Origin of the sequence: Frondihabitans sp. VKM Ac-2883, assembly GCF_015350875.1 — a bacterium.
Lineage (GTDB): Bacteria > Actinomycetota > Actinomycetes > Actinomycetales > Microbacteriaceae > Frondihabitans.
The window spans coordinates 425,504-442,893 of sequence record NZ_JADKSF010000003.1 but is presented as its reverse complement, the minus strand read 5'-3'; the positions used below and the strand labels follow the sequence as shown (position 1 = coordinate 442,893).

General features: G+C 67.7%; 12 protein-coding genes. 7 read left to right on the top strand and 5 right to left on the bottom strand.

Annotated features, from left to right (window positions below; genetic code table 11):
- The first annotated feature begins 41 nt into the window (after positions 1–41).
- Entirely contained in the window at positions 42–1,451 is a 1,410-nt protein-coding gene (locus tag ITJ49_RS08260; RefSeq protein ID WP_194603823.1) for a hypothetical protein, read from the top strand.
- Here ITJ49_RS08260 and ITJ49_RS08255 read toward each other — a convergent pair.
- Positions 1,340–2,920, bottom strand: coding sequence for a DUF6056 family protein (locus tag ITJ49_RS08255; RefSeq protein WP_194603820.1), 1,581 nt, complete (start codon positions 2,918–2,920; stop codon positions 1,340–1,342). The genes ITJ49_RS08260 and ITJ49_RS08255 overlap by 112 nt on opposite strands.
- A gap of 58 nt (positions 2,921–2,978) precedes the next feature.
- Here ITJ49_RS08255 and ITJ49_RS08250 point away from each other — a divergent pair, with 58 nt between their 5' ends.
- From ITJ49_RS08250 to ITJ49_RS08235, 4 genes are all read left to right on the top strand, one after another.
- On the top strand, positions 2,979–3,665 hold the full coding sequence (locus ITJ49_RS08250; protein ID WP_194603817.1) for a hypothetical protein: 687 nt from the start codon (positions 2,979–2,981) through the stop codon (positions 3,663–3,665).
- Between the two features lie 215 nt (positions 3,666–3,880).
- Positions 3,881–9,106, top strand: a complete 5,226-nt coding sequence (locus tag ITJ49_RS08245; RefSeq protein WP_194603815.1) for a PKD domain-containing protein — start codon at positions 3,881–3,883, stop codon at positions 9,104–9,106.
- Complete coding sequence (locus ITJ49_RS08240; protein WP_370544423.1) at positions 9,103–10,164, top strand: glycosyl transferase; 1,062 nt, start codon at positions 9,103–9,105, stop codon at positions 10,162–10,164. The genes ITJ49_RS08245 and ITJ49_RS08240 overlap by 4 nt, the downstream gene beginning before the upstream one ends.
- Complete coding sequence (locus ITJ49_RS08235; RefSeq protein WP_233572997.1) at positions 10,161–11,531, top strand: lipopolysaccharide biosynthesis protein; 1,371 nt, start codon at positions 10,161–10,163, stop codon at positions 11,529–11,531. Before ITJ49_RS08240 ends, ITJ49_RS08235 begins: the two co-directional genes overlap by 4 nt.
- Here the strand turns inward: ITJ49_RS08235 and ITJ49_RS08230 are convergent.
- The gene (locus ITJ49_RS08230) at positions 11,511–12,440 is read right to left on the bottom strand and encodes a glycosyltransferase (RefSeq protein WP_194603813.1); all 930 of its coding nucleotides are present in this window, start codon (positions 12,438–12,440) and stop codon (positions 11,511–11,513) included. The two genes, ITJ49_RS08235 and ITJ49_RS08230, sit on opposite strands and share 21 nt — an antisense overlap.
- A 35-nt stretch (positions 12,441–12,475) precedes the next feature.
- On the opposite strand from ITJ49_RS08230, the gene ITJ49_RS08225 reads away from it, so the two are divergent.
- Complete coding sequence (locus ITJ49_RS08225; protein ID WP_194603811.1) at positions 12,476–13,468, top strand: glycosyltransferase family 2 protein; 993 nt, start codon at positions 12,476–12,478, stop codon at positions 13,466–13,468.
- A gap of 31 nt (positions 13,469–13,499) precedes the next feature.
- Here ITJ49_RS08225 and ITJ49_RS08220 read toward each other — a convergent pair whose 3' ends face one another.
- Complete coding sequence (locus ITJ49_RS08220; protein ID WP_194603809.1) at positions 13,500–14,879, bottom strand: polysaccharide biosynthesis tyrosine autokinase; 1,380 nt, start codon at positions 14,877–14,879, stop codon at positions 13,500–13,502.
- Positions 14,880–15,208: 329 nt separating this feature from the next.
- Between ITJ49_RS08220 and ITJ49_RS08215 the strand changes: the two genes are divergently transcribed.
- On the top strand, positions 15,209–16,276 hold the full coding sequence (locus ITJ49_RS08215) for an acyltransferase family protein (protein WP_194603807.1): 1,068 nt from the start codon (positions 15,209–15,211) through the stop codon (positions 16,274–16,276).
- Here ITJ49_RS08215 and ITJ49_RS08210 read toward each other — a convergent pair.
- Both ITJ49_RS08210 and ITJ49_RS08205 read right to left on the bottom strand, forming a co-directional pair.
- Positions 16,273–16,581, bottom strand: coding sequence for an EthD family reductase (locus tag ITJ49_RS08210; RefSeq protein WP_194603805.1), 309 nt, complete (start codon positions 16,579–16,581; stop codon positions 16,273–16,275). The genes ITJ49_RS08215 and ITJ49_RS08210 overlap by 4 nt on opposite strands.
- 33 nt (positions 16,582–16,614) lie before the next feature.
- Entirely contained in the window at positions 16,615–17,379 is a 765-nt protein-coding gene (locus ITJ49_RS08205; protein WP_370544422.1) for a putative protein N(5)-glutamine methyltransferase, read from the bottom strand.
- Positions 17,380–17,390: the final 11 nt, after the last annotated feature.

Here is a 17,390-nt window from a genome sequence, read left to right as displayed (position 1 = left end):
CATACGTTTGCTCACGTTCGGGACTCGCTTAGAGTTGCGAAATGACTTCTCTCTCCGGCACCGTGGCTCGCAAACGGGCCACGACCGACGAGAGACCGAGGACGGCCGATGAGAGCCGGGACGAGGCTTCGACGCAATCGCCGCCCCTGTTTTCGAGGGGGATCGCGGCCGTCGCACTCATCCTGCTGGCGATGCGAATCACCCTGCCGCAGGGTGTCGAGGTCGGCTTCGTTGTCGCGGCCCTTCTCGCTCCCCTCTGGCTGCGGACAGTGCGCTACTACCGCTTCATGCCGCTGCTGCTCATTGTCGGAACGCTCGCTGCGGGTGCCGGAATCTGGCTGCAGATCGCGAACAGGGGCGACCACGCGGTGGATAGCGGCATCGCGACGAGCACCACGGTGCTCCTGATCGGTGCCCTGCTGTCGATCGGCCTCGTCCTGTGGGCCCGCACCGTCTTGTCGTTGCCGATGGTGGCGCTCTTCTTCGGAGTGGGGCTCCTGCTCGGAGTGGACCCCTCTGCGGCGCAGTTCGCGACGAACCCCTACAAGTTCGGCTTTGCTTTGCCCTTGGCGGTCATCGGACTTGCCGTCGCGAAACTCTCGCGCCGCTGGTGGGTGGAGCTTCTCGTCGTCCTGGTCTTGACCGGTCTGGCAGCGACCAATGACGCTCGATCGATTTTCGGGCTGCTGCTTTTGGCCGTCGTGCTTCTCGTCGCCCAGATTCCGTTCTTCCGAGCGGGCCACGGTGGTTCGGCCTTCCTGGTGTCGCTCGGGGTCGTCGTGGTCGGTATCGTCGTCTACATCGCCGGTCAGGCGCTTGTGCTCTCCGGAATCCTCGGTGAGTCGACGACGCGGAGGTCTCTCGCGCAGTACGACGCGTCCGGCTCCGTTCTGCTCGGAGGACGGCCGGAGCTCGGAGCGACCCTGGCGCTGATGACGCATTCGCCCTGGGGCTTCGGGGCTGGAATCGCCCCGAACCCCTCGGATATTCGGGTGGCGCAGCAGGGTATGAGCGCGATTGGTTACGACCCGAACAACGGCTACGTCACGCGGTTCATGTTCGGCGGCCACATCGAGTTGCACTCGGTGTTCGGCGATCTGTGGGCGCAGACGGGTGTTTTGGGACTAGCCCTGGTAGCCATAGCGGTGCTGGTGCTGGTGTACGGAATCACCAGGAACATCGCCGACGGGACGGCCGCCGCAGTCCTGCTCTATGTGGTCGCGAACTCCCTCTTCGACCTCTTCTTCAGCCCCTTCTACAGCGCCCAGCAGCTCTTCATGCTCGCGCTCGGGCTTGTCGCTGTCCCTGTGTCACGGGGAGCCTTCCGAACGGACCGCGGTCAGCGGGCGTATTCGAGAACGTCGTCCATGGGGCCCTCGAGGCGTGCTTTCGCGCGGAAGCCCGCCTTCTCCAGGGCCGCGTCGTCGAAGGCGGCGGACTTTCGGGCGTAGTCGCTCGGCCGGACGACCCAGACGCGCTTCACGTCGCTCAGCCGCTTCGAGCTGGCGTAGAGTCGTGCCGAGACGCCGCGCAGGCTGGCGTCCGTCGTCGGGGCGACGATGAGCGTGAGGTCACGCAGCCCGACGAAGTCGTCGGGGTAGCCCACAGCGATATTGCGAGTCGTCCGCTCGACTGTGGCCGCCGTCGTCGTGTCGAGCGGCGCGAAGTACACGCCGTCGCCGGGCTGCGCGTGGGATCCGATCCAGGCCGCTGTCGCTGACCAGTCCGTGCCGCTCTTGCCGGTTTCCTGGCGCTGCGAGAGGTAGATCGGAAGGGCCAGGAGGGCGACGAGCGCAACCGCGCCGAGCCGCAACCAGCGCCGGCCGAGAGAGGTGATGCCGACTCCGAGGAGAAGGGCGGCTGCTGGCGCGCAGAAGGTGAAGTATCGCGGGTTGTAAAGCGGTGAGACGGCCAGGGAGTAGGCGGCGACGATCGCGGTGGGAAGCAGCAGCCAGGTCAGCGCGACGACCACAGCGAGGCGATCGCGTCGCCGAACCAAAGCCACGACGGCGACCACGATGAGTGCCCAGCCGACCACTGCGAGAGCGAGCGCCGCGAGCGACCACAGCGACTGACCGTCGCTAGACGCCCCCACGCGCGTGGGTGTCTCGCCGAGGAACCACTGGTTGACGATCGCGCGGCGGATGAGAGCCGAGGCCGACACCGCGTTGTCGCCGAGCTGCCCGCGCTGGCCGAGAGAGGCCACCACGACGGGGGAGGCGATCGCGACCCCGAGCACCGCGCTGATCAACCACGCGGCGGCACGACGCACGCTGGCCGCCCGGGCGGCGAGGAGGGCTGCCACGGTGACGGCGTGGGCGACGACGAGCAGTGCGACGTAGATATTGAGTGCGCAGCCGGCGGCGACGAGGATCCCGTACCCGGCCCAGGCACGTGTCTTTCGTTCGCCTCGCAGTGCGACGACCAGGGCGACCGTCGCCCAGACCGCGATGGCGGCGCTGAGCCCAAACGACCGCGCCTCGATGCCCATCCAGGTGATCCGGGGCAGGACGATGGCGACGACGGCTGCTGTCAAGGCGGCATCCGGACGCCCGAGTCGTCGTGCCAGCGACCACACGCCGACGACGGTGGCCCCCGCGGCCAAGGCGCTCGGCAGTCGCAGCGCGAAGGCGCTCCAGCCGAATGCCCCTCCCCAGAAGTGGATGAGGAAGTAGTAGACGGCATGCACCGCGTCGATGTTGTGGACCAGCTGCCACAACTCGCCGGTGCTGCGTCTCGCGGCGGAGATCGTGGCTGCCTCGTCGGTCCAGAGCGACACGTTCCACGAACCCAGGAGCGCGACCACGGTCGCCACGACGAAGAGCGCGACGGCAATACCGGCGGGAGACAAGCGGAAGCGGCCGGTCGCGGTCGCCGAGTCGGCTCTTCGGGAAGCGACGCGCTGTGATGACGTGGTCAAGGTCCGGCGATAATAGCAGTCGGTCGCCGTAGCGCCCTTCGACCCGAGAGGACCAGGCATGAGCGTCTCCCGTCGCGCCGTCATCACCACAGCCAGCATCGTCGTGGGGGTCGCCCTCGTCGTCGTGCTCCTCGTCGTCTTGCTCACGAGTGCCGGCAACACACCCGTTGCCGGGCCCACGAACAGTGCGACTGCGACGTATTCCGACGCTCCGACCTCGAGAGCCAGCGCGACACCGGGCGCCGGCTCGGCGACGATCGAGCCGACGGAGAAGCCGGCCGCCGGCACTCAGAGCGTCCCCGGGTCGACGCCCTCGGCCACGGCCGAGCCCGGAACCTCCTCGGGTCTCGCGCAGGAGCCCGTCGATCTCGGCACACCGGCGAAGCTGACCTCGCAGGTGGGCGTGTCTCTCGACGGTGTTGCATCCGTCTCGGGCAAGGGAGATGGAGTCGGCGAGGTCTCCGGCCCGTCCGTCCGCTTCACCGTCTCCATCGACAACGGCTCGTCGAAGACGCTCGATCTGACGTCGACCGTCGTGAACGTCACCTACGGTTCTGACGACACCCCCTCGAACGAGCTCGTGTCGCAACGCAAGGCCTTCCCGAACTCGATCGCCGCTGGCAAGACGGCGACTGCGACGTACACGTTCCCGGTGCCAACCAAGGAGCAGGGTGACGTGCGGATCACCGTCGATTACGGGACGTCCGTTCCGGCCGTGGTTTTCCAGGGTGAGGCCGCCAAATAGGCTCGTCCGAGCCTGGACCGGAGCTGTCGGATCCTCGTTTTCCGTTCTGCGAACCGTTCCACCCCTATTTGGGGGTATGTAACCCGAGCGGGGGTCACCTATAGTCGGTTTACTGCTGTGAACCCGAAACTCGCGGCAGTCGTGAACCCGAAACTCACGCAGATCACACGTGGGAAACCCGACCCCACGGCTTACCCGAAGTGTTAGAGGCCTCCATGGAGCAATCCGTGTCGCCGCGCCTGCGCGTTGCCAGCATCGCCGCCGCCGCCGTCATCGTCCTGAGCAGTTTCGCCTTGGCAGCCCCCGCGCACGCGGATACGGCGCCCACGAACCCGGCGGATCCGAAGACTCCGACCACCGTGACCGCGGATTCCCTGCCGACGCCGCAGATCAACGGCGTCGTGTGGTCGCAGACCATCGTCGGCAACACCGTCTACGCGGGCGGTAACTTCACGACGGCACAGCCAGCGGGGTCCGCGTCGGGCGCGAACACGGTCTCTCGCCCGTATCTGCTCTCGTACAACCTGACCACCGGTATGCTCAACTCCGCCTTCGCTCCCGTGCTCAACGGCCAGGTGCGTGCGGTGACTGCCTCGCCGGACGGCTCCCGCCTCTACGTCGGCGGTGCGTTCACCACCGTGAACGGGGCGAACGCGTACCGGGTCGTAGCACTCGACCCCACGAGCGGCGCAGTTCTGCCGGGCTTCGCGCCGACGATCAACTCGACCGTCAACGCGATTGCGGTAAACGGCTCGTCCGTCTACATCGGCGGCGTCTTCTCGAGCGTCAACAAGGAGACCCACAACAAGGTGGCGGCTTTGACCACCGCCGGCAAGAACATCCCGTTCACGGCTTCCGCCGATGGCGGCGACGTGAACGCCCTCGCTGTGTCGCCGGACGGGCAGAAGATCGTGGTCGGTGGGGCCTTCACGACGCTGAACGGCTCGTCCAACCCCGGATTCGGCCTCGGCGCGGTCGACACCACCGGTGCGCTTCAGCCGTTCGCCGTGAACAACGTCGTCCGGAATGCCGGAACGCAGGCCGCGATCACGTCTCTCGCAAGCGATGCGAGCGGCGTCTACGGCTCCGGGTACACCTTCGGGCCGGGCACTCTCGAGGGCTCGTTCCGCGCCGACTGGGCGACGGGCAGCCTGAACTGGGTCGAGGACTGCCACGGCGACACCTACAGCGTCGCCGTGACCGACAACGCCGAGTACATCGCGGGCCACCCGCACTACTGCGGCAACATCGGCGGGTTCCCCCAGACCGATCCCGACTGGACCTTCCACCGCGCCATCGCCTTCTCGAAAGAGGCCACTCAGACGGCCACCGCCGACCCCTACGGCTACTACAACTGGGCCGGCAACCCAGCCCCGTCGCTGCTGAACTGGTACCCCGAGTTCAACACCGGAACCTTCACCGGTAAGACGCAGGGCCCCTGGAGCGTCGCGGCGAACTCGAAGTACGTCGTCTATGGCGGCGAGTTCACGACGGTCAACGGCGTGCGTCAGCAGGGCCTCGCCCGCTTCGCAGTGCCCTCGGTCGCGCCCAAGAAGATGGGCCCGCAGGCGAGCGGCGCGAAATTCGTGCCGAGCGGCGTCTCTCTCACCTCAGGGACCGTCCGTTTGAGCTGGCCCGCCAACTCCGACCCCGATAACTCGACCCTCTCGTACGAGCTTTACCGCGACAACAATCAGGCCACTCCCATCTACAAGGTCAAGGCCGACTCGTCGGTCTGGAACAAGCCCGCCATGGGCTTCACCGACACCGGTCTCACTCCGGGGCAGTCCTACAGCTACAGGCTGCGAGCGACTGATCCCGATGGCAACACGGTCATCGGCGACGGCGTCTCGGTCACCGTCACCGCGAAAGCCGCATCGACGTACACGAACACCGTCCTCGCGCAAGGTGCGTCGTCGTTCTGGCGGTTCGACGAGGCGAGCGGCACAACGGTCTTCGATGCCGCCGGCTACAACGACATGACGGCAGGATCCGGAGTGTCTCGCGGCGCAGCGGGAGCAACCGTCGACGGTGACACCGCGTCGACCTTCGATGGCACGGGCAACGGTCTCGCCGCGACCCGGACGGCCGTCGCAGGGCCCCAGACGTTCTCGGTCGAGGCGTGGGTGAAGACCACGTCGACCGACGGCGGCAAGATCGTCGGCTTCGGCAACTCGCCCACCGGCACATCGTCGTCGTACGACCGCCACCTCTACATGGACCAGTCCGGCAAGGTGAACTTCGGCGTCTACAACGGCAACACGCAGACCCTCACGAGCCCCTCGGCCCTGAATGACGGCGCGTGGCACCAGCTGGTCGGCACGCTCAGCAGCTCGGGAATGCAGCTCTTCGTCGACGGCAAGCGCGTCGGCACCCGCAGCGACGTGACGAACGCCCAGGACTACAGCGGCTACTGGAGAGTCGGCGGCGACTCGTCGTGGTCCGGAGCGAACTTCCTCAACGGCTCGATCGACGACGTGTCGGTCTACCCGACGGCTCTGACGCAGACGCAGGCGAACAACCAGTACGTCGCGGCCGGCTACGCCTCGCAGCTCAACTCGGCTCCGAGCGACAACTACGGCAGCCGGGTCTTCACCGACGACCCGTACCTCTACTACCGCCTCGGTGACGCCGCAGGCGCCTCCATGGCCAAGGACTCGAGCCTCTCGGGTGCATCCGGCAGCTATGCCGGTGGCGTGACGCAGGGCACGAAGGGCGCTCTCTCGGGAGTCTCCGACACGGCGGCGACGTTCGACGGCTCGAGCGGTCAGGTCAACAGCTCGCAGTCGTTCAACGACCCCGAGGTCTACACAATCGAATCGTGGTTCAAGACGACCACGACGTCGGGCGGCAAGATTGTCGGCTTCGGCTCCAGCCAGACGGGACAGTCGGGTTCGTACGACCGGCACATCTACATGCAGGACAACGGTCAGCTCGTCTTCGGCACCTACACGGGTCAGACGAACACGATCACGACCCCGGGCTCCTACAACGACGGCACCTGGCACCAGGTCGTCGCATCGCAGTCGTCGGACGGCCTCAAGCTGTACGTCGACGGCGTGCTCCAGGGCACGAACCCGACCCCGAACGCCCAGGCTTACACGGGGTACTGGAAGATCGGCGGCGACACCACGTGGGGCTCCTCGAGCGCCTACTTCGCCGGATCCATCGACGAGGTTTCCATCTACAGTCGGGCCCTCTCGGCCGCCACGGTGAGCGACCACTACGCACTGGGTGCCGGCACCTTCAACGTCGCACCGACGTCGTCGTTCACCTCCTCGGTGAAAGACCTCTCGGCCTCGTTCGACGCCTCGGCCTCGGCTGACACCGACGGAACCGTGGCGAGCTACGCCTGGGACTTCGGCGACAACGGCTCGGGCACCGGCAAGACGCCTGCGCACACCTATGACAAAGCCGGCACGTACACGGTCACCCTCACGGTGACCGACGACAAGGGAGCGGTCGGAACGTCGACCGGTCAGGTGACGGTGACGGCGCCGCGGGTCAACGTATCGCCCACGGCCTCGTTCACCTCGACGACCACCGACCTCTCGGCAGCGTTCGACGCGTCGGCGTCCTCCGACTCCGACGGGTCAGTCGCCTCCTCTGCCTGGGACTTCGGTGACGGGCAGACGGGCACGGGGAAGACCGTGACCCACGCCTACACCCAGGCGGGCACCTACTCGGTCAAGTTGACCGTGACCGACAACGAGGGGCTGTCGTCGACGTCGACCTCCTCGGTCACCGTCACGGCTCCGCGCGTCAACGCCCCGCCGACGGCTGCATTCACGGCGACCACGACGAACCTCGGCGTGAGCGTGAGTGGTGCCGCCTCCACCGACTCGGATGGCAGCATCTCGTCGTACGCCTGGGACTTCGGCGACGGATCGTCGGCGACCACGGCGACCGCCAGCCACACGTACATCGCGGCGGGCACCTACACCGTCACCCTGACGGTGAAAGACAACGAGGGGGCCAGCGGAACGACTAGCAAGACCGTCACGGTTGCTCCGCCAGCCAACGTGCCGCCGACCGCTGCGTTCTCCACGAGCTCGAACGCTCTCGTCCTCTCGGCGGATGCCGCGACGTCGAGTGACTCCGACGGCACCGTGGCCTCCTACGCCTGGGACTTCGGCGACACCAAGACCGCCACGGGCAAGACGGCGACGCACACCTACCAGTCGGCCGGCACCTACACGGTGACGCTGACGGTGACCGACAATCAGGGCGCCACCGGCGTCTCTACGAAGACCGTGACTGTGGACAGGGCGCCGAATGTCGCGCCGACAGCCTCGTTCACGTCGTCGGCCTCGGGTCTCGGTCTCAGCGTCGACGGGTCCACGTCGAGCGATCCCGACGGCACGGTCGTCTCGTACGGCTGGAGCTTCGGCGACGGCACGGCGACGTCGACCACCACGACGCCGAAGACAAGTCACACGTACACGGCGTCCGGCACGTACGCGGTCAAGCTGACCGTGACGGACGACTCCGGAGCCACTGCCGTGCAGACGCAGAACGTGACGATCACGGCCCCGGCAGTCAACCAGCCGCCGGTCGCGGCCTTCACCTCGACGGTGACCGATCTCATGGTCGCACTCGACGGCAGCGGGTCGACCGACGCCGACGGCAGCATCGCCTCGTACGCATGGAACTTCGGTGACGGCGCGACGGACACCGGAAAGACGACGAGTCACACCTACTCGACGGCCGGCACCTACACGGTCTCGCTCAAGGTGACGGACGACAAGGGCGCCACCACCACGAAGACCGCCACGGTCACCGTGACGGCTCCCGCGGCAGTTCCGTTCGCTCTCGATGCCTTCGGCCGCACGGTCAGCAACGGCTTCGGTACCGCCGACGTGGGTGGCGCATGGACCCGGATCGGGTCGGCTTCGGCTCTCTCAGTCTCGGGTGGCGCCGGCAAGGTGTCGCTCAGCGGACCCGGTGCGCAAGCCGGTGCCGAGCTCGCCTCCGTCAAGCAGACCGACACGGACTACCGACTGCAGTTCAGTCTCGACAAGGCGGCGACCGGCGGAGGAACGTACATCTCGGCCATCGGGCGCAAGATCTCGACGAACAACGAGTACCGGGCGGCAGTGCGACTGCTGAGCAACGGCACGGCGACGGTCGGCCTGAGCGCCTTCCCGAACTCGGCCACGGCGATCGCCCTCACGAAGGACACACCCGTCCCGGTGACGGTCTCGGCGGGAAGCTCGCTGAGCATGCGGGTGCAGGTCACGGGAACCAGTCCGACCCTGGTCCGCGCCAAAGTGTGGGCCACGGGCACCGCGGAGCCGACCGCCTGGACGGTCAGCGCCACCGATTCGTCGGCAACTCTGCAGACCGCCGGTGACGTCGGGGTCCTCGCCTACGAATCCGGGAGCGCCACGAACGGTGCTCAGGTGGTGAGCTTCCAGCAGGTGAGCGGCTTCAAGCCGTGAGTTCGACCGTCTCCAGTCGCCGGGGCCGGGGGAAGGGCAGCGCGTTCATCGTGCAGCAGTCCTTTCCCCGGCCTCGGCCGACGACGAACCCGTACCTGGTGATGCTCGGTGACGCGGTGTCGGCGCAGCCGGGTGTGACCCTCCGCACCTTCTCCTGGAAGTCGGCCCTGCTGACTCGCAGCGACGTCTTCCACGTGCACTGGCCCGAGATTCTCGTCTCGGGCCAGAGCCCGGTGAAGAAGCTCGTCCGACAGGCGCTCACTGTGGCGCTGGTGGCCAAGCTGGCCGTGACGCGCACCCCCATCGTCCGCACGCTGCACAATCTCGAGCGCCCGTCGGGCATCTCGCGCCGCGAGGTCGCGCTGCTGGCATTGATCGAGCGGCGGACCACCCTCTGGATCCGCTTGAACGACGAGACCCCGACCCCCTCGGGGCACGCATCCGAGCTCATCCCGCACGGCCACTACCGCGACTGGTTCGAGCGGTTCGACAAACCAGACGCCCTTCCCGGCCGCATCGGCTTCGTCGGGCTCATCCGCCGCTACAAGGGCGTAGAGCGACTCGTCGAGGTGTTCCGCTCGGTGCCCGGTGCGGCCAGCCTCCACGTGGCCGGCAAGCCGAGCACCGAAGAGCTGGCCGACCATCTGCGGGGTCTCGCCGACGACGACAGGCGCATCAGCCTCGATCTGCGGTTCCTCGACGAGGCCGATCTGGTCGAGAGCGTGCGCCGCTCCGAGCTCGTCGTCCTGCCCTATCGCGAGATGCACAACTCCGGGGGCGTCCTCACGGCCCTGTCGCTGGATCGCCCCGTACTCGTGCCCCAGAACGCGGTGACCGAGCGTCTCGCCGCCGAGGTCGGCCCCGGCTGGGTCCACCGCTACGAGGGCGACCTGTCGACCGACGACATCGTCACGGCGCTTCAGGATCCACGCCCCGCCGACTCCCACCCCGATCTCGCCGCGCGGGATTGGCGCGATGCGGGCGAGCGACACGTCGCGGCGTACCGCCGTGCGGTGGCGGTTCTCCGTTCCGGCCGTCGTTCGGGCGTCGAACAGTGACAAAGACCGACACCCCGGTCCGCTCCGGCGGAATGCGCCAGGTCGGCTCCACCGCGATGATCAAGATCTTCGTGATGGGCCTCTCCGGCGTTCTCGGTATTCTCACGAGCCGGGTCATCCTGCAGTCATTCGGCACAGAGGCGTACGCCCAGTACGGGCTGCTGTCGAGCTTCCCGACGTTGCTCCCCTTCGCCGACCTGGGAATCGCGGCCGTCGTCATCAACGAGGTGGCCGGCTCGAGGTCGCCTCGAACGGACGACGTGGTCCGGCGGACGATCGTGACCGCGCTCCGGATCCTGATGGTCTCGGGCGGCATCATGATCGTCGTCGCGACCGTCATCACCGTCTTCGGCTGGTGGCCGACCTTGCTCGGCTCGGGCCTAATGCCCGGCGGCAATCTGACGGCCGGCCTCTGTCTCGTGATCTTCGGAATCGCGGTGCCGCTCACGGTCGGTCAGCGGATCCTGGTCGGGTTAAAAAAGACCAACGTGCAGGTGGCGAGCCAGGCGATCGTCGCCCCGTTCATGCTGCTCGTCATCGGCGCCCTTGCCCTGCTGATGATTCCGGCCGGAACGTTTCTGTCGGTCGTCTCCTACATCGGCAACGCCCTCCTGTCGGTCCTGTGCCTCTGGATCGCCGCTCGAGCGCTGTCCCCCCAGATCGGGCAGGCGTTCCGTCTGATCTTCCGCGTCCGCGCCTATCGCGGCGTCGCGGTCCTCGGCCTCGCCTGGCCCATGCTCGTGCAGACACTCGCGCAGCCGATCGCGTTCCAGACCGACCGCATCCTGCTGAGCCACGTCGGCACATCGCAGGATCTCGCCGAGTACAACCTCTCGTCGCAGCTGTTCGGCCTGGTGCTCCAGACCATCGCCGCGGCCGGCGTCGCGCTGTGGCCGATCTATGCGGGCCACCGGGCTGCGGGCCGGATCGCGTCGCCGACGAAGCCGACGTTCTGGTTCCTCGGAGGTGGGCTCGTCGTCGGGGGAGCGCTGGCGCTTCTCTCGCCGTGGCTCGTTCACTTCATCGCGGGCGGCAGGATCCAGCTCTCGCCGATCCTGCTGGTGTCGTTCGTCGCCTACGTCGCCCTGCAGGCCGCGAAGTATCCGATCGGCATGTACATGACCGACAAGGCGGGCCTCAAGTTCCAGGTCGTGCCGAGCCTCGCGATGATCCCGCTCAACCTCGGTGTGTCGTGGCTGCTCATCGCGCCGTTCGGCGCTGCCGGGCCGATCATCGGCTCGGCCCTGACCGTGCTGCTGCTGCAGATCATCCCGAACCTCTGGTACGTCTCGAAGGACCTCGCCCGGCGGCGAGCCGAGCAGCGCGCCGCTCCCGTCGACGAGACGTCAGAGGCCGCGACGCGCTAATTCGGCGTCGACGAGCCGGAGCCCGGCGCGATGCGCCCGCCATCCGACGACGAGAGTCTGCGGCGAGGTGAGGAACTGGCGCCTGCCGCCCTGGAGCAGGATCTCCCAGGCGACCTTTCGCGAGACGGCCTGCCACGCCCGCAGGTCGGCGTCGGAGAGGTGCTTCGTCGCGTAGAGCAGCCGGTTGCGGATGTTGTGGAAGTAGTAGGTGGCGCTCTTGGCTTCGCCCGACTCGACGTGGCCTCCGCCCTTCTGCGTTCCTCCCTCGGCGTGGACGACGGTGACGTCGTCGAGCACGGCGAGGCGCCCGCCCGCGTCAATGACGCGCTGCGACAGGTCGACGTCTTCCCAGTACAGGAAGTAGTCCTCATCGAAGCCGCCCGCGCGTCGCCAGAGGTCGTCGGAGACCACGAGGCACGCGCCGCTCAGCCAGGGGCGCAGTCGCGCCTGCCGGTCGGTGCGTCGACGGGACGACCGGATCCTGCCGTCATCGAGGTAGAGGTCGGAGCCCCCGAACCACAGGGACCCGTCGGGGCGCAGGATCCGCGGAGCCGCCATCGTCTCGGGGTCGTCCCGCACCGCAGCGTGCAGCGCCCCGAGTGCGCGCTCGTCGACGACCGCGTCGGGGTTGACGAGCAGATGAAAGCGCGCGCCGAGCTCCGCCGCCCGTGCCACGCCCCGGTTCATCCCTCCGCCGAAGCCGTGGTTGCTCGCGGGCGTCAGGAGGTCCCAGCCCTCCTCCTCGGCGAGCTCGGTCATCACGTCGCGTTCCGCGGTCGTTGAGAAGTTGTCGACCACGACGACCCTCACCCCGTCGACCGCTCGGCTGAGCGGAGCGAGGTTGACGCGAAGCAGGTCGCTCGAACCGTAGTTCACGACCACGATGGACAGATCCTCGAACGAGCTCATGGGGTTCCTCCGCTGGTGCGGCCGAGACCGCGATAATGGGCAGTGTGACGACCGTTTCCAGCACGCCCTCTTCGAGCACGACCACTCCGACGCTCACGATCGCGGTGCTGACGTTCCGGCGCCCGGACGACCTGGGCGCGATCCTGCCGGCTCTCGTCGAGCAGGCCGCTTCGGTATCGGGGCAGGCGACGGCTCGCGTGCTCGTGGTCGACAATGATCCGGCTGCTTCCGCTCGCGATGCCGTCACGCTGGCTGGGGACGCTGCCGATCAGCGGGGCGTGCGCATCGACTACGTCTCCGAGACCGAGCCCGGTATCGCCGTCGCCCGCAACCGTGCTCTCGCCGAATCGAGTGAGTTCGACCTGCTGGTGTTCATCGACGACGACGAGCGTCCGTCGGCGACCTGGCTCGTCGATCTCCTCGCGCTTCAGCGAGAACGGGATGCTGCCGCCGTCGTCGGTCCGGTGGTGTCGGCCTTCGCCCACGAGCCCGATCCGTGGATCACGGCCGGCGAGTTCTTCGTCCGGCGTCGTCTTCCGACCGGGACCGCGGTCGAGGTCGCGGCGACGAACAACCTGCTCCTCGATCTCGCGTTCATCCGGCGCGAAGGTCTCCGGTTCGATGCCGAGCTGGCGGTCCACGGCGGCGAAGACACGCTCTTCACGCGACAGATCGTCGCGCGAGGCGGCCTCATGCTCTGGTGCGCGGAGGCGCTGGTCACCGACGTCGTACCGCCGTCGCGGCTCACCCGGCGCTGGGTGGTGCTGCGCGCCTTCTCGAGTGGAAACGGGTGGAGCCTGACGTCGGTGATGTTGGCGCCGGGGGCACTGGCACGAGGTCGGGTGCGAGCTCGACTGACGGCGCGCGGGCTCGTCCGGATTCTCGGCGGGGTCGCCAGGATCCTTCGCGGTACTCTTCTCGGTTCCGTCGCCCAGCGGGCCAAGGGCGTCCGCACTCTGGCTCGCGGCGCAGGGATGCTCGGCGGCGCCTGGGGCTACCGGTACCAGGAGTACCGCCGGGCGAAGTAGCGGGGTCGTCGTCACTCGGCCACCGGCCTGGTCAGCGACCCACGCTCGGTGCGGAGGCGGCCGACGTCGCGGGCGTCAGCGAAGGGGAGCCGGAAGGCGTCGAGTTACGGCGTCCGTCGAGTCTCGCCTCGGTGAGCACGATGCCGATCACGCTCGCCTTAACTCCGTCGAGAGCGGCCAAGCCCTCGTGGAGGTGTCGACGGTTGGTCGTCTGGCCCTGCACGGTCACGAGGGTGCCGTCCGTGAGGTGGGAGAGCGTGAGGGCGTCCGCGAAGTCGAGCACCGATGCGGTCTGCACGATGACGAAGTCATACGCGGCGGTCGCAGTCTGGACGAGTTGAGCCATTGCCGTCGAACCGAGTGCGAAGTGCGGGTTGGAATGGCCGCTTCCCGCGACCAGCAGATCGACGCCGTCCGCCCACGGGCGAGTGGCGTCAGCCAACGAGGCAGCCCCATCAAGGACGTCGGTGAGGCCGAATCCGGCGCCTTCGGCGGTGAGGTGGTCCAGCGACGGTGCTCGGAGGTTGGCGTCGATCACGAGCACTCGAAGAGATCGTTCGGACGTCGCCAGGGCGAGATCGAGAGCGACTTTGGGGCCCTGCTCGCCGTGCGACGCCGGGGTCAGCGTGACCGAGCGGACTGCGCGCCCATTGCCCGTGAAACGCAGGGTGGCGCCGATGCGACGGAAGTCTTCAGCCTGGGCGCTCTCTGGGTCGTCCCGAAGCGCGACGCGCCCGTGAGGACCTCGGCGCACGGCGCCGACGACCGGGACTTCCGAGATCGACTCGATGTCGTCAGCCGTGCGGAGGCGGGTGTCGAAGAGGAGCCGACCGATCGAGTAGAGGATGCCGAGCGCGAAACCGATCGCGGCGGCGGTGATCGTGATCAAGTGGCGGTTCGGGCCGGCGGGGCTCTGCGGCACGAGTGCGGGAGCGACGATGGAGATCGCGATGGGCGACCGTCCGGTCGTCGACGTCGGAGCGAGGTCGGTCGCGACAGTGCGGAGCGAGCGGGCGACGGCGTTGGCGATGTTCGTTGCGTTCTGGGCCGAGCCGTCGGTGACCGAGATGTTGACGAAGACGGTGTTGAGCGGTGTCTGCGCCGTGATCTGCCGAGCGAGGCGGGTCGGTGTCGTGTCGAGGTTCAGGTCGGCGATGACCGGCGTCAGCACGGCCGACGTCGTGGCGAGACCCGCGTACGACTGCACGACGTTCTGAGCGAACGTGGAGCCCTGAGAGAGGTCGCTGCCGTTCGAGTTGGTGCTCGACGCCACGAAGAGGCTGGTCTCGGCCCGGTACGAGTCGGCGAGAGTGGCGGCATAGCCGATTCCGATGAGCCCGCCAACGATCGTCAGCGCGACGATGACGATCCAGCTTTTGCGGAGTGCTTTCCAGTAGTCGTTCGGGTCCATCGACAGAGATTCCGTTCCTGATCAGGGTGGGCCGACATCAATGGGCGGAAGATTCGGGCTTCCGGGCCTTCGGCGACCGCGGCGAGTGCGGGCAACAGCACGGACCGCGACGGTTCCGCTCAGCCTACGGGGTGGCGGGGAGTACCCGCGAGCACGAGGCGAGCTCCGTGGTGCCCCCAGTCTGCGGGGCTGGTGACCAATCCGCCTTCTCGTCGGGTGGCCGACCTGATGCCGGCAGTAGAGCCCGGACGCGTGCGCCGCTAGTCTGAGCGGTGGATCACGGCACCCGAATTCCGAGATCATCCTCATCGGCCCGAATCTGGTGACTCATGTCCGCTGCACCCCGTACGACTCCCCGTGAGACGTGGATCGACATCGCCAAGGGCGTGGCGATCATTCTCGTCGCGCTCTTCCACTCGATCATCTTTCCCGCCGAGATCCACCTCGCCGGCCCGTGGGAGACCCCGGCGACGCTGCTCGATACCTTCCGGATGCCGCTCTTCTTCTTCACGGCGGGGATGTTCGCCCAGAAGGCCATCTCGCGCGACTTCTCGACGCTGTTCTGGTCTCGGATCGCCCGGCTCGTCTGGCTGTTCCTGCTCTGGTGCACGATCTGGTTCGTCGCGTTCCAGTTCATCCCCCTTGTCGGCGAGGGTCAATCAGCTCCGTCGGTCTCGTCGCTCCTGCTGTCGCTGGTCTGGCCGAACGAGAGCACCTGGTTCATCTACGGCCTGGCGATCTACTTCGCCCTGGCCTGGCTGATCAAGCCGCTGCCGCTCGTCGCCCAGCTCGCCATCGCACTCGTGATCGTCGAGCTCTTCGGAACGAAGCTGATCGACTCCCCGAACGGGGCACTCGACAAGATGGGCATGTACTTCCTGTACTTCCTCCTGGCCACGAAGGTGTCAGGGCGAGTTCGAGCGTGGGCTCCACGCGTCACCTGGAAGTTCACCGTCCTGGCTTTCGCCCTCTACGGTCTCACCGCGGTCACGAGTGCCAAGTTCGATTTCCTGACCTTTCCGATCGTGCGAGTCGTCGTCAGCATCCTGGCCATCGCGGCAGGCTGCTCGCTCGCGGTGCTCCTCTCGCGGCTACCGGCCTTCGACTGGCTGCGGCGGCTGGGACAGAACACCCTGCAGGTCTACCTCGTGCACTTCTACCCGATCCTGATCGGGGTTGCTGTGCTGGCGCCGTTCTCGGGGATCCTCAGCCCTCTGGCCCCGATCGTGCCGCTCGTCTTCACCGCGGTGGCGATCCTCGTCTCGCTCCTAGTTCATCGTCTGACCCGTCGCATCACCTGGCTCTGGGGGCTACCGACGCCGCTGGCGCGAGTCGCTGAGCGTGTCCGGTCGACGCCGACCGGGGTGGCAGCAGCCCCCACCGCCACGCAGCCCTAGCCCTCCTCGACGTCCGAGAACAGGATCCGCACGCCACCGGTCGCGAGCTCGAACACACTGGGGAACAGCGCGCCAGCCTCTTCGGTCGCCACAGCAGCACTGGCCGAGTCGTAGTCGGCGAAATAGAGGTCGACCGAACGGTAGGCCGGCGTCTCGCTTCCGTCCTCCTTGGGCCAGACCTTGCTGGTCTCGACCTTCGTGATGCCGGGGAGTGCCTTCGCCTTGGTGAGCGAGTCGGCGTAACCGGCCTCGAACGCCTCGGGGTCGGTGGGGTTGTCGTAGATGAAGGTGATTTTCGTGGGCATGAGACTCCAATCGATTGTCGTGACCGCGGATGTCTACACAAGTACACCGGCAACTGCGGTGGCGTCCAGGGAATCGTCACGAAGGATTCGCGGCACCAGACCCGCCCTCTCGAACAGAGCGCACGTGGCGTCGGCCTGCCGAACGCTCGTCTCGACCACGAGGGTTCCGCCCGGCGCGAGCCACCGGCTAGCGCCCTCGGCCACCCGCGCCTGCAGTGCCGTGCCATCGGGTCCGCCGTCGAGGGCGATGGCTGCCTCGTGCAGCCGCGCTTCCTGCGGCATGAACGCGATCTCGCCGGTCGGCACGTACGGGGCATTGGCGACGATCACGTCGAAGAGTCCGGCGTGCTCGGGCGGCACCGCGTCGTAGAGGTCTCCGACGAAGGCTCGGCTCGGGTCGCCGAGGTTGAGCCTCGCGCACTCCACGGCGCGCGGGTCGAGGTCGCTCGCCAGCACGATCGCGTCGGGGCGCGCTCTCTCGAGAGCGGTGGCGAGGGCTGCCGACCCGCAGCAGAGCTCGAGGATCCGCGGAGCCGCGATCGATGCCACGGTCTCGAGGCCGGTCTGGAGCAGCAGCACCGTCCGCAGCCGAGGCACGAACACGCCGTCGGTCACGCGCACGCGGATTCCGGCGAACTCGGCCCAGCCGAGCACGTACTCGAGTGGGCGCCCGGCGACGCGCTCGGTGACGAGGAGTCGCAGCTCGGCCTGGTCTGCGGCCGCCTCGACGAGTAGCTCTGCCTCGTCTTCGGCGAAGACGCAGCCCGCCAGGCGGAGTTCGTCGACGACCGTCCGCACCGTGGCGGGGA